The sequence below is a fragment of the Pseudoalteromonas sp. NZS100 genome (genome assembly GCF_015864815.1).
GTDB classification, from domain to species: Bacteria; Pseudomonadota; Gammaproteobacteria; order Enterobacterales; family Alteromonadaceae; genus Pseudoalteromonas; species Pseudoalteromonas distincta.
This window is the reverse complement of sequence record NZ_JADYWM010000004.1, coordinates 261,554-274,120: the sequence shown is the minus strand read 5'-3', so window position 1 is coordinate 274,120 and position 12,567 is coordinate 261,554. Positions and strand designations below refer to the sequence as shown.

At 40.3% G+C, this 12,567-nt stretch carries 10 protein-coding genes; 9 read left to right on the top strand and 1 reads right to left on the bottom strand.

Features of this window, described 5'->3' with window-relative positions; genetic code table 11:
• Positions 1-10 precede the first annotated feature (10 nt).
• The 9 genes from I6E69_RS06250 (at position 11) to I6E69_RS06210 (ending at position 10,245) form a co-directional block, all read left to right on the top strand.
• A complete protein-coding gene (locus I6E69_RS06250; protein WP_138489744.1) occupies positions 11-1,354 on the top strand; it encodes an N-acetylmuramoyl-L-alanine amidase in 1,344 nt (447 codons plus the stop codon).
• Between the two features lie 36 nt (positions 1,355-1,390).
• Positions 1,391-3,238, top strand: a complete 1,848-nt coding sequence (gene mutL, locus I6E69_RS06245; protein ID WP_197120839.1) for a DNA mismatch repair endonuclease MutL — start codon at positions 1,391-1,393, stop codon at positions 3,236-3,238.
• A 10-nt stretch (positions 3,239-3,248) separates the two neighbouring features.
• Positions 3,249-4,166: a tRNA (adenosine(37)-N6)-dimethylallyltransferase MiaA gene (gene miaA, locus I6E69_RS06240; protein WP_165725098.1), complete on the top strand. Its 918-nt coding sequence runs from the start codon at positions 3,249-3,251 to the stop codon at positions 4,164-4,166.
• A gap of 78 nt (positions 4,167-4,244) precedes the next feature.
• Positions 4,245-4,508 carry an RNA chaperone Hfq gene (gene hfq / locus I6E69_RS06235; protein WP_002957883.1) on the top strand — a complete coding sequence of 88 codons (264 nt, stop codon included), beginning with the start codon at positions 4,245-4,247 and terminating at the stop codon, positions 4,506-4,508.
• Between the two features lie 15 nt (positions 4,509-4,523).
• Positions 4,524-5,813, top strand: coding sequence for a ribosome rescue GTPase HflX (hflX, locus tag I6E69_RS06230; protein WP_024597267.1), 1,290 nt, complete (start codon positions 4,524-4,526; stop codon positions 5,811-5,813).
• Between the two features lie 100 nt (positions 5,814-5,913).
• Positions 5,914-7,083: an FtsH protease activity modulator HflK gene (gene hflK / locus I6E69_RS06225; RefSeq protein WP_002957881.1), complete on the top strand. Its 1,170-nt coding sequence runs from the start codon at positions 5,914-5,916 to the stop codon at positions 7,081-7,083.
• 5 nt (positions 7,084-7,088) lie between these two features.
• Positions 7,089-7,967 (top strand): protease modulator HflC, encoded by an 879-nt coding sequence (hflC, locus tag I6E69_RS06220; RefSeq protein WP_002957880.1) that lies wholly within the window; start codon positions 7,089-7,091, stop codon positions 7,965-7,967.
• Positions 7,968-8,181: 214 nt separating this feature from the next.
• Positions 8,182-9,495: an adenylosuccinate synthase gene (locus tag I6E69_RS06215; RefSeq protein WP_024597266.1), complete on the top strand. Its 1,314-nt coding sequence runs from the start codon at positions 8,182-8,184 to the stop codon at positions 9,493-9,495.
• Positions 9,496-9,606: 111 nt separating this feature from the next.
• A complete protein-coding gene (locus I6E69_RS06210) occupies positions 9,607-10,245 on the top strand; it encodes a tetratricopeptide repeat protein (protein WP_039489024.1) in 639 nt (212 codons plus the stop codon).
• Between the two features lie 69 nt (positions 10,246-10,314).
• Here the strand turns inward: I6E69_RS06210 and I6E69_RS06205 are convergent, their stop codons facing one another.
• The gene (locus I6E69_RS06205; protein WP_002957877.1) at positions 10,315-12,162 is read right to left on the bottom strand and encodes a sodium:proton antiporter; all 1,848 of its coding nucleotides are present in this window, start codon (positions 12,160-12,162) and stop codon (positions 10,315-10,317) included.
• Positions 12,163-12,567: the final 405 nt, after the last annotated feature.

The following is a 12,567-nucleotide window of genomic DNA, read 5'->3' as shown; positions in this document are numbered from 1 at the left end:
TAATTATCCAATGAGCCGAGGTGTAGTTAAACTTTTTATTTATCTTATGGTTATTACCATAAGCTTGCCGCTATGGGCTAAAAACACAATCAATAGTGTGCGTGTATGGCCGTCTCCAGATAGTACGCGCGTGGTATTTGATTTAAATGATAAGCCCGACTTTAGCTATTTCATGCTTAAAAACCCTAGCCGCCTAGTGATTGATTTAGAAAATACTAGCGAGTTAAAAACATTGCCAGGTGTGCCCCCGAAACATCAAATAGTAAGCAAATTACGTTACTCAAAACCTAAAAATAAACAAAGCGTACGTTTAGTATTTGAATTAAGTGCGCCAATAAAGCCAGTGGTATTTGCCCTCGCACCTACAGGCCCTTATAAAAATAGACTCGTTGTTGATTTATACAATAAAAGCCAAGCTACTACAGTTGTTTCTCCTGCTCAAACAGCCGCTAAAAACCGTCAACTAAGCCAAGAGCGCGACATTGTTATTGCAATTGATGCGGGGCATGGCGGCGAAGATCCTGGTTCAATTGGGCCATCAGGCACCTACGAAAAAACAGTTACACTGCAAATTGCGAAACGTTTAGAGCGCATGATTGATGGCGAACGTGGCATGATTTCGCGCATGGTACGAAGCGGTGACTATTTTGTAAAATTAAATACCCGTACTAATCGAGCCCGTGAAAAAAAGGCAGATTTTTTTGTTTCTATTCATGCTGATGCATTTACAAGCCCTGGGCCAAATGGTGCCTCTGTGTGGGTTTTATCATTAAGACGTGCTAATTCAGAAATAGGTAAATGGATAGAAGATAAAGAAAAACACTCCGAGCTTTTAGGTGGCGCTGCTGATGTAATGAAAGATGCCGCCAATGAAAAATATCTAGCACAAGCGTTGCTTGATATGTCGATGGACCACTCAATGAAAACTGGCTTAAATGTAGCTGATGAAGTGGTTAAAGAGCTTCGTAAGGTTGCCAAACTGCATAAAAAAGATCCCCAGCATGCAAGCCTTGCAGTACTAAAATCACCAGATATTCCATCTATTTTGGTAGAAACAGGGTTTATATCTAACCCGCGAGAAGAAAAGCTACTTAAAAGCCCTAATCATCAAGAGCGTTTAGCTAAAGCTATATTTACTTCAATTAAAAATTATTATTTGAAAAATCCGCCGGATGATTCGTTATTTGCTAAATTAAAGTCGCAATATCCAACAAAGCATAAAGTACGCCCCGGTGAATCTTTAAGTATGTTAGCGAGTCGCTATGGCGTTACAGTCAATAAATTAAAACAAGTTAATAAGCTTAGTTCTAATACCTTATTTATTGGGCAAGAGCTCGATATACCTCAAAGTTAGTCATTATTATTAGCGCAATGTTTGCTAGGAAGTCTCATGAATATTGAAATATTACCCGCGCGTTTAGCCAACCAAATTGCCGCAGGCGAAGTGGTTGAGCGCCCAGCGTCGGTAGTAAAAGAGCTTGTTGAAAATAGCTTAGATGCTGGCGCAACGCGTATTCAAATTGATATTGAGCGCGGCGGCCACAAACTTATTCGTATTCGTGATAATGGCGCAGGGATAAGTAAAGATGAGCTAACGCTCGCACTTTCTCGCCACGCGACAAGTAAATTAAAATCACTTGATGACCTTGAAAACATTTGCTCACTTGGCTTTAGAGGGGAAGCACTTGCGTCAATTAGTTCTGTGTCGCGTTTAACGCTGAGCTCAAAACCAAAAGAGCAAGAAGCAGCTTGGCAAGCTTTTGCAGAAGGCCGCGACATGGCCGTTCAAGTAAAACCTGTAGCGCATCCCGATGGCACAACCATTGAAGTAAAAGATTTATTTTTTAATACTCCAGCACGTCGTAAATTTTTACGCACCGAAAAAACTGAATTTAGCCATATTGATGAGTTGATAAAGCGTATTGCGCTTAGTCGCTTTGATGTCTCTATTACACTAACTCACAACGAAAAAGTAGTAAGGCAGTATCGTGCCAAAACTGATCCCTCTCAGGCTATAACACGCGTAGCACAAGTTGCAGGCAAGGCCTTTGCCGAGCAAGGTTTGCATATTCAATCAGGAGAAGGCGGTTTACAGTTGCATGGTTGGGTGCTGCCTGTAGGCTCAGCGAATACGACTCAGTACACTTATGTGAATAATCGCATGATGCGCGATAAGCTTATTTTGCATGCGATACGCCAGGCATTTGAAGAAGTAAGTGGAACACAAGAATTACCCGGTTTTGTCATTTATATTGATATTGACCCACGACAGGTTGATGTAAATGTTCACCCTGCTAAGCATGAAGTGCGTTTTCATCAAGGGCGGTTAATTCATGATTTTATATTGCAAGCTATTAAACAGGTAGTCGTGCCATTGCAAGGCGAATTCACTAACGAATCAGCGAGCACAGAAGCAGAATTCACGCCAGCGTTCATTGAGTCAACGCATAGCAGTGCTAATAATATAGAAAGCGAAGGAGTGTTTGATTACCCTAAATCGCAATTACAGCCCTCTTACTCTGGAAGTGCTGGTAGCTCAAGTTTGTCCTCAGGTACTAGAAGTGTTGGCGGTGCATACCGTGCTGCACCAAGTACGAGCCATCATGACGTAAATGCGTTTTATCAAGGAGTGAGTGAGCAACACGCCGCGCATTTTGATAATGCAGCCAATATATCTGCAGCACAACACCAGTCCGTATCTGTGGATAATGTCTTAAAAGCTGTTTCTATTATAAGTGTTAGTGAAGGAGTGTGTGTCTTTAGTGAAGAACAGCAATTGTATTGCTCACATTTTAAATATGCATTAGTTGATGATTGGCATAGTCAAATTAAAGAGTTCGGAAGTTTAGAAGGGAAAGCCCTTTTGTTACCAGTGCGAGTAAACTTAGAAAAAGAAGATTGCTTACTTATAGAATCCCAGCAATCGTGGTTTACCTTACTTGGTTTTGAACTTGTAATAGAAAAACAATTTGTAATGGTTAAAAAATTGCCAGCGTGTTTATATTTACTTGACGTAAGTGCAGCGGTAGGTGAGCTACTTGATGCGTGTAAAGCAAAACTTGAAAATATAGAAAATTGGTTAGAATGGCAAATGAAATGCGTGCCGACCCGATTTTATTTAAGCAATGTATTTTTAGCGCAACAAATGCGCTTACAAAATAATCCACAAACTATTGAACGCTTGCGTAAAAAAGCAGTTAAAATAGAGCTAAATCACTATTTAACGCAATTAGATTAAGGTATCAGTGTTGAGTAATTTACCAGTTATATTTTTAATGGGTCCAACTGCAGCAGGTAAAACAGCATTGGCAATCTCGCTGTGCGAGCATTTAAATACAGAAATAATCAGCGTAGATTCAGCGCTAGTGTATAAAGGTATGGACATTGGTACAGCAAAACCTGATGCCGAAGAATTAGCCAAAGCTCCGCATCATTTAATTGATCTACTTGACCCGAGTGAAACGTATTCAGTTGCAGATTTTAGGCGCGATGCAGTGCAAAAAATTGACGAATTTCACAGACAAGGTAAAGTACCTGTATTGGTTGGAGGTACAATGCTGTACTTCAAATCTTTAATTGATGGTTTATCGCCTTTACCTGAAGCAGATACAGAGATAAGAGCTGAGCTAGAAGCGCAAGCTAAAGAATTTGGCTGGCCTCATTTATATAAAGAATTAGTTAAAGTTGACCCACAAGCAGCCGAAAAAATAAGTGAAAATGATTCACAAAGAATTAATCGGGCTTTAGAGGTTTACAGGTTAACTGGTAAGACCATGACTGAGTTGCAAATGCAAAAACAGCCGGCTTTACCTTATACTTTTCATCAATTTGCGATTGCACCGCAAGAACGCAGTGAATTACACCGCCGAATTGAAGAAAGGTTTAAAATAATGATTGATCAGGGGTTTGAAAATGAAGTTTCGACCCTATATCTACGTAAGGATTTACACCCCAATATGCCTTCTATTCGTTGTGTTGGTTATAGACAAATGTGGGATTACCTTGCGGGTGAAACAAACCATGATGAAATGGTTTTTCGTGGCATCGCAGCAACACGTCAGCTGGCAAAACGGCAGTTAACGTGGCTTCGTAGTTGGCCTGATGTTACTTGGTTAACAACAGGCGACGAAGAAAACTTGCATCGTGTAGTAAGTTCGCTAAGCTAGTAGTAGTTGAATATTGTTTTTTATCAAATAAGTTCAGCCACTTAATTATAATAACACCTAGAACGAAGGAACAATAACATGGCAAAAGGCCAATCGTTACAAGACCCATTTTTGAATGCACTACGACGTGAGCGCATTCCAGTATCAATCTTTTTGGTAAATGGCATAAAATTACAAGGCAAAATTCAGTCATTTGACCAATTTGTTATTTTACTAGAGAACACCGTAAATCAAATGGTTTATAAGCATGCAATTTCTACAGTTGTCCCTGCTCGCGCAGTTAACTTCCAAGCAGTTCAAGGAAGTGATGACACTGAAGAGGCAGAAGCTGGAAACTTTTAATTAGGAGCATAATGTTTGTTTGACCGCTATGAATCCGGCGAACAGGCAATTTTAGTTCATATCGACTTGCCTAAAGAAGGAGATCGTGAAGATCTTCACGAATTAGAAATGTTGGTATCTTCTGCTGGTGTTAGTAGTTTGGCGGTTGTGCAAGGCAGCCGTCAAGCACCACATCCGAAACTATTCGTCGGTACCGGTAAAGCAGAAGAAATAGCTGAGATTGTCAAAATCCACAAAGCAGATGTCGTAATTTTTAATCATCAACTCAGGCCATCACAAGAGCGTAATTTAGAGCGCGTTTGTCAATGTCGTGTGCTTGATAGAACGACGCTAATTCTTGATATTTTTGCCCAACGCGCACGTACCCACGAGGGTAAGCTGCAAGTTGAATTGGCTCAACTTCGCCATATGTCGACTCGATTAATTCGAGGCTGGACTCACCTTGAACGCCAAAAAGGCGGGATTGGTTTACGTGGTCCAGGTGAAACTCAACTTGAAACTGACAGAAGATTACTTCGTGCCCGTATCCAAAATATTCGTGCACGTTTAGCTAAAGTTGCAGTGCAACGTGAACAAGGTAGGCGAGCTCGTACTCGCAACGAAATACCTACAGTTTCATTAGTTGGTTATACCAATGCGGGTAAATCTACATTATTTAATCGAATTACAAATTCAGATGTATACGCGGCCGATCAGTTGTTTGCCACGCTTGACCCGACTCTACGTAAGCTTGAGTTAGGTGATGTTGGCCCTGTTATCTTAGCCGATACAGTAGGCTTTATTCGTCACCTACCACATGACTTAGTTGCTGCTTTTAAAGCAACGCTTACTGAAACTCGCGAAGCTGATTTGCAGTTACATGTAATTGATGCAGCAGACTCACGTCTGCAAGAAAATATTGAACAAGTACAATCGGTGCTTAAAGAAATTGAGGCCGATGAAGTACCACAGCTATTAATTTATAATAAAATTGATGCGCTGGATAACGTAAGCCCACGTATTGATCGAGATGACGAAGGTCAACCTATAAGAGTATGGCTTAGCGCTCAGACTGGTGAAGGGTGTGAATTACTTAGCGAGGCTATCAGTGAGTTACTAGCTAAGAAGATGTTTAACGAAACATTATTTCTTACGCCATTGTATGGTCGCTTAAGAGCTGCATTGTTCAGTTTAAATGCAGTGCATGAAGAGCAATTTGATGAGCAAGGTAATTGGCTGTTAGATGTTAGAATGCCAATGGTTGAGTGGAATCGTTTAATTAAAGAATTTGGTCCTGAAATTGCTGGTTTTATCAACCGTAATTAAAAATTGACGTTTTAATGTCGGTTTTTGTATGAGAAACGCGGTAGATTTGTTAGATTTAACACAATTTCCTAATTTATTTAGATAACAATGGAGTATAGCTATGGCCTGGAATGAACCGGGTAATAATGGCAATGACAAAGATCCGTGGAATAATAAAGGCGGACGTGATCAAGGCCCACCTGATTTAGACGAGGTGTTCCGCAAGTTTAGTAACAAGTTCAGCGGCTTATTTGGCGGGAAAAAATCCGGCAATGGTAGCGGCGGTGGACTTGGCGGAGCCGGTATTTCATTCATACTTATTATCGCCGTTATTGTATGGGCGTTAAGTGGTATTTATACGGTTAAAGAAGCCGAGCGTGGTGTGGTTCTACAATTTGGTAAATACGACCGAATTGCTGATCCTGGTTTGCGTTGGAAAATGACTTTCATCGAAACGGTAATCCCAGTAGATATTGAAGCAGTTCGTTCATTATCGGCTTCTGGTTTTATGCTTACTGAAGACGAAAACGTAGTGAGCGTAGAGTTTCAGGTGCAATACCGTGTTATTGACCCATACCTTTATGAATTTAGCGTAACTAACGCTGATAGTAGCTTAGAAGAAGCGCTAGACAGTGCACTGCGTTATGTTGTGGGCCATGCAAAAATGGACCAAGTATTAACTAATGGCCGTGAGGTTGTTCGTCAAAATACATGGGATGAGCTTAATAAGATTATCGAACCATATAACTTAGGTTTAATTGTTACTGACGTGAACTTTAAAGACTCTCGTCCACCAACTGAAGTTAAAGATGCATTTGATGATGCAATTGCTGCACAAGAAGATGAAGAACGTTTCATTCGTGAAGCAGAAGCATATGCTCGTGAAATTGAACCGCGTGCTCGTGGTCAAGTAACGCGTATGACTCAAGAAGCGGAAGGTTATCAAGAGCGCATTACATTGGAAGCACAAGGTGAGGTAGCTCGCTTTGAAAAGCTTTTACCTGAATATCAAGCAGCTAAAGAAGTTACTCGTGAGCGCTTATACATTGATGCAATGGAAGAAGTGTTAGGGAGTAGTTCTAAAATATTGGTTGATGTTAAAGGCGGCAATAACATGATGTATTTACCTCTTGATAAAATCATGGACAAGCAAGGAACCGCAACACGAGTTGCACTTCCAAGTTCAAGTGATATTCAAGACTTACGTAATAAAGTTAATACGTCGCGCAATAGCTCTGTTAATAGTGGCAATGACCGCTTTAACAACGACCGCTTCAATGATGGGAGATAATCATAATGAAAAACTTTAGTTTAGTAATACTATTAGCTGCCATTGTTATGTCTTTCTCATCGGTATTTGTTGTACCTGAAGGGCAAAAAGCAATTGTAATGTTATTCAGTAAAGTACAAAAAGATAGCGACGATAAAGCGATTGTATATGGCCCAGGCCTACAATTTAAAGTACCATTTTTTAGCCAAGTACGTCGTATTGATGCACGTATTCAAACGCTAGATGGTGCGCCAGATCGCTTTGTTACTAGCGAGAAAAAAGACTTAATTGTTGATTCGTTTGTAAAATGGCGCGTTAATGACTTTAGTGCTTTTTACTTACGTGCTCGTGGCGATAAGCAATATGCTGAAACGCTACTTAAGCAAAAAGTAAACAATGGTCTTCGTACAAACTTTGGTACACGTACAATTCGCGAAATTGTATCGGGTGAGCGTAGCGAGTTGATGGAAGAAGCGTTAGTACAAGCTTCTGAAAGTGCACGTGAGCTAGGTATTGAAGTACTAGACGTACGTGTTAAGCAAATCAACCTACCACAAGAAGTGAGCAGCTCTATTTACCAACGTATGCGCGCTGAGCGTACTGCGGTTGCAAAAGAGCACCGTTCTGAAGGTCAGGAAAAAGCAGAGACTATTCGTGCGGGAGTTGACCGTCGAGTAACTGTAATGCTTGCTGATGCTGAGCGTAATGCACGTTCTGTACGTGGTCAAGGCGATGCTGATGCTGCAGGCATTTATGCTAATGCGTACAACAAAGACCCTGAGTTCTTTAGTTTTGTACGTTCGCTTGAAGCTTACAAAAAGACTTTTAAAGATAAGCAAGATGTTATGGTGCTTTCACCAGATAGCGACTTCTTCCAATATATGAAAGGCGCTAAAGCTCAATAGACTTTACGTTAATTATTTAAAAGTTAAAAAGCCTCGCATTTGCGGGGCTTTTTGTTAAATACAAACTAGTGCGTTAAATCACTGTTATTTATGTGGTTATTGGTCAATATTTGGATATAACAATTGCCCGCAGAAAAAATAAGCTGAACAGGGGTGATCTTTACTTTAGTTTTCTGGTAAAATCTCGTCCTAATTTTCTCTAAGTGAATTTACGATGGGTAAAAACGTTGTTGTATTAGGCACCCAATGGGGTGACGAAGGAAAGGGTAAGGTAGTTGATCTCCTTACAGACAAAGCATCTTTAGTAGTTCGTTATCAAGGTGGCCACAATGCGGGTCATACTTTAGTTATCGAAGGTGAAAAGACGGTTCTACACCTTATTCCATCGGGTGTATTACGTGACAATGTTAAATGTGTGATTGGTAATGGTGTAGTTTTATCACCAGAAGCGCTAATGAGAGAAATTGGCATGCTTGAAGAGCGCGGCGTACCAGTACGCGAGCGTCTTTTAATAAGTGAAGCATGTCCGCTAATCTTGCCTTTCCATGTTGCATTAGATGTAGCCCGCGAAACAGCTCGTGGCGATAAGCCTATTGGTACAACTGGCCGTGGAATCGGTCCTGCGTACGAAGATAAAGTAGCACGTCGTGGTTTACGCGTAGGCGATTTATTTAATCCTGAAGTATTTGCAGCTAAATTAAAAGAAGTGCTTGAGTACCACAACTTCACTTTAGTTAACTACTACAAAGTAGATGCTGTAGATTTCCAAAAAACGTTTGATGATGCAATGGCTGTTGCTGATATCTTAAAAGCAATGGTTGTAGATGTAACTGAGCTTTTAGATCAAACGCGTTTAGCAGGCGAAAACATTTTATTTGAAGGTGCACAAGGTACGTTACTTGATATAGATCACGGTACTTACCCTTATGTAACATCTTCAAACACTACCGCTGGTGGCGTTGCGACTGGTGCAGGTTTTGGTCCATTAAACCTTGATTACGTTTTAGGTATTATTAAAGCGTACACTACACGTGTTGGTTCAGGTCCTTTCCCTACAGAGCTTTACGACGGTCTTGATAAACAAGATCCAGTTGGTAAGCACCTAGGTGATAAAGGCCATGAGTTTGGCGCTACAACAGGTCGACTTCGTCGTACTGGTTGGTTAGATGCAGTGGCTATGCGCCGTGCAGTTCAAATCAATAGTATTTCAGGTTTTTGTTTAACTAAGCTTGATGTTTTAGATGGCTTAGAAACACTTAAAATCTGTACTGGTTACAAGCTTGAAGATGGCACAGTTACTAACGTAACACCATTAGCGGCTGAAGGTTACGATAAAGTAACACCAGTATACGAAGAAATGCCAGGTTGGTCAGAAAACACTGTTGGTGTAACGAGTCTTGACGGTTTACCAAAAGCTGCGATTGACTACATCAAACGTATTGAAGAAATTACGGGTGTTCCAATTGATATTATTTCTACAGGTCCTGACCGTGTAGAAACTATGGTGCTTCGCAATCCGTTTGCGTAATTACCATTAGATTAAAAAAAGCTGCTTCGTGCAGCTTTTTTTGTGTCTAAAATTCACCTTGGAACGATCTTTGTATATTATTTAATAAGTTTATTTATATAAGTGGTGAACATGCGTTTATTTAATCGTAATTGCGTACTAAGGCTTTCGCTAATACCGCTGTCTTTATTTATAGCAACCAATAGCTTAGCTACAGAAAGCCCTGCTGCTGTGCCGCTGTATACAGAATCAGAGCTAATTGCGTTAATAAATAAAAATACGCATTTAGCGCGCGTAAAGGCAGATGATTGCCAGTTGGTGCAAGATATAGAAGCACGAGCCAATAAAATGGCATTGCCGTCTTATCAATTTTTATACGGCGATATGCTGGCTTATAACGTGTGCGTTGATCGCAATGTAGAGTTAGGTGTGTATTACATGCGAAAAGCAGCTGAGCAAGGCTTAGCGGCAGCGCTAGAGCAATTGGGACGATACTACGACACTGGTCGCTTAGTTCAGCAAGATAAAGCAATGGCAATTACGTATTTGCGTGAAGCCTCGTCGCAAGGCAATTTAAAAGCACAGCTACGTTTAGTTAAATTATTTAATGATGGTTATGGCAGCCCGCGTGATTTTGAAGATGCCTATCGTTGGCTATTCAATTCTATGGTGGCAGATAAAGCGACTCATAGAAAAATTGAGCGAGCGCTGACTAAGTTAGCGCAAAAAATGCCAGATAGTGTGGTTGCTCGAGCTCGCCTTCCTATTTAATGGCTTTTAAAAACAAAACCCTAACTTTTTAAGTTAGGGTTTTTTAGTTTTTACAGTTTGTAAAAGTATTTAACTGTCTTCTTTAGCCTTTGTTTGCGGGTCTTTTAAAACTGACATTTTAGGCGGCTGTAAAGCAACAACGCGTTCGCCTTCTTGCGGCGGTTTTTCCATGTTGATTGTAAACGGTCTTAGCTTAATTGGTGTATCGTCATCACTGTCTTTATCACCTTTGAGAATAAATAAAGGGATAGCCTCAGGGTTCATTTCTAAGTATTGTTCCCAGCTAAACTCATCCGAGATACGTGTTGAACTAACCTTACCGCCTTTAGCTATAATACTGCTTAAACGTGCATACGAGCCTTCGTCTCCAAACAGTATTTGTCTAGATAAAAACGTTGCGCTGTCTTTATTTGCTTTTGCATGCGACGTTGATGAGCGTAGCGAAAATACATTTTTCTCATTAAGTAAATGCGAAAAGTATTGAACACCTAACGCATTATGATGACGATTTGGCGATAACGCTAATACACTACGAATCGTTGTTAGAGGTAAGTAGCGTTCAGCATGCTCTGATTGCGGGTTACCATAATAACAAGCTAAACCATCCATACGTGCCATTCTGCAGTTTTCCCATGCAGGATCTGACAGGTGAACCGGAATGTTTTGCTCTTGTAAGCCTCGGCCGATTGCACGCGATACATGGTTTGCACCAATAATTAATATTGTATTTGGCGATGGTTGGCGTACACCTAATAGCTTGGCAACAGGAATGGCGGTTAAGCTCTGTAGTACAACGGTAATTATAATTACTGTAAATATAAGAGGTACCATTTTTTCAGCATCAGCAACACCAGACTCCATCATACTAAGCGCAAATACCGACCCAACGGCTGCGGCGACTATACCGCGTGGAGCTATCCAGGCAAGTACCAAACGAGACTTCATTGGTAAGTCAGTACCAAAGGTCGAAATAGCAATACACAGTGGACGAGCAACAAAAAGCACGATAGCTAAAAATATAAATACATCGCTGTCGAGCATCATCAAATCAGAGAGCTGTAAGCGTGCTGCAAGTAAAATAAACAGCGTTGATATTAATATCATCGACAAGTCTTCTTTGAACTCAAGTACAGAATCTATTTCTAAATCGTCTTGGTTAGCAAGCCAAATACCAAATACAGTCACTGCTAATAGGCCTGATTCATGGCTTAAATAGTTTGATACAGAAAAACTAATGAGTACTAATGCCAATATACCAAACTTATGTAATTCAAATGGTAGCCACTCGCGGCGCATTAATAGTGTTGTTAACCAACCAGCAGCAACACCAATACTTAATCCAACACCTAGGGTTTTAACTAAAGCAATAATAGTGTGGCTAAATACTTCGCCTTGGCCTACCAGCATTACGGCTTCAAATACTAATACAGCGAATAATGCGCCGATCGGGTCTATTACAATACCTTCCCATCGAAGTATGCGGTCAATGTCTTGTGTTGGGCGCATAGAGTTTAATAGCGGTGCTATAACAGTAGGGCCTGTTACAACTAGCACTGCACCTAATACCGCAGCTACACGCCAATTAAGTTCAAGCAACCAATAGGCGCTGAGGCTAATAATAATACAGGTAGTAAGCATGCCGATGGAGCAAAGGTTCCTTACAACTTTTCCGATTCCTTTTAGCTCTCTGAAATGCAGAGTTAAGGATCCTTCAAATAAAATGATGGCAACACTTAGTGATACAACTGGAAACAGTAAATCACCTAACAATGCATCAGGGTCTAAAACACCACTAAATGGCCCAAGTAAAAGACCAGTAAGCAATAAGAAAAGAATAGCGGGCACTCTAAAAGCCCACGCGACCCATTGGGCAAGCACAGAGCAAAGTGCGATACCGGCTATGTAAATTGCTGACATAGATTAAGAATTCCTTATTTATGACGGTTTGTTTAGAAAGTATAACTTTTGTTAATTATTAATACAGGGGTATACACGGGAAATTCAAATATTACTAATCAATTTTAGCTGCTTATAGAAGATTAGTAGGCTTAAATTATTTTGCGCGTGTTAAGCCGCCTTATTTTAAGCGGTATTAATTGTTTAATTGGTTGAATTTTAATAACAATCTAACACCACAAACGAGAAGGAATTAGCTTCGCTCGAATTTTAACCTTGATTTTTAAGGGGTATTTAGTGTAATATACTTCGTGTTCTAATAATTAGTTATCTAATGAAGTTTATTGGAAGTAAAAGTGGTTTGTTAATCTTAACGTCATTTTTAATCTTTATAATCATGCATTAGTGGTGTTACTAGTATTCGAA

Bases quoted from the DNA above. Each gene is read 5' to 3' on its own strand.
- I6E69_RS06250 (WP_138489744.1), top strand. From the start codon at position 11: ATGAGCCGAGGTGTAGTTAAACTTTTTATTTATCTTATGGTTATTACC.
- mutL (WP_197120839.1), top strand. From the start codon at position 1,391: ATGAATATTGAAATATTACCCGCGCGTTTAGCCAACCAAATTGCCGCA.
- hfq (WP_002957883.1), top strand. From the start codon at position 4,245: ATGGCAAAAGGCCAATCGTTACAAGACCCATTTTTGAATGCACTACGA.
- hflK (WP_002957881.1), top strand. From the start codon at position 5,914: ATGGCCTGGAATGAACCGGGTAATAATGGCAATGACAAAGATCCGTGG.
- hflC (WP_002957880.1), top strand. From the start codon at position 7,089: ATGAAAAACTTTAGTTTAGTAATACTATTAGCTGCCATTGTTATGTCT.
- I6E69_RS06215 (WP_024597266.1), top strand. From the start codon at position 8,182: ATGGGTAAAAACGTTGTTGTATTAGGCACCCAATGGGGTGACGAAGGA.
- I6E69_RS06210 (WP_039489024.1), top strand. From the start codon at position 9,607: ATGCGTTTATTTAATCGTAATTGCGTACTAAGGCTTTCGCTAATACCG.
- I6E69_RS06205 (WP_002957877.1), bottom strand. From the start codon at position 12,162: ATGTCAGCAATTTACATAGCCGGTATCGCACTTTGCTCTGTGCTTGCC.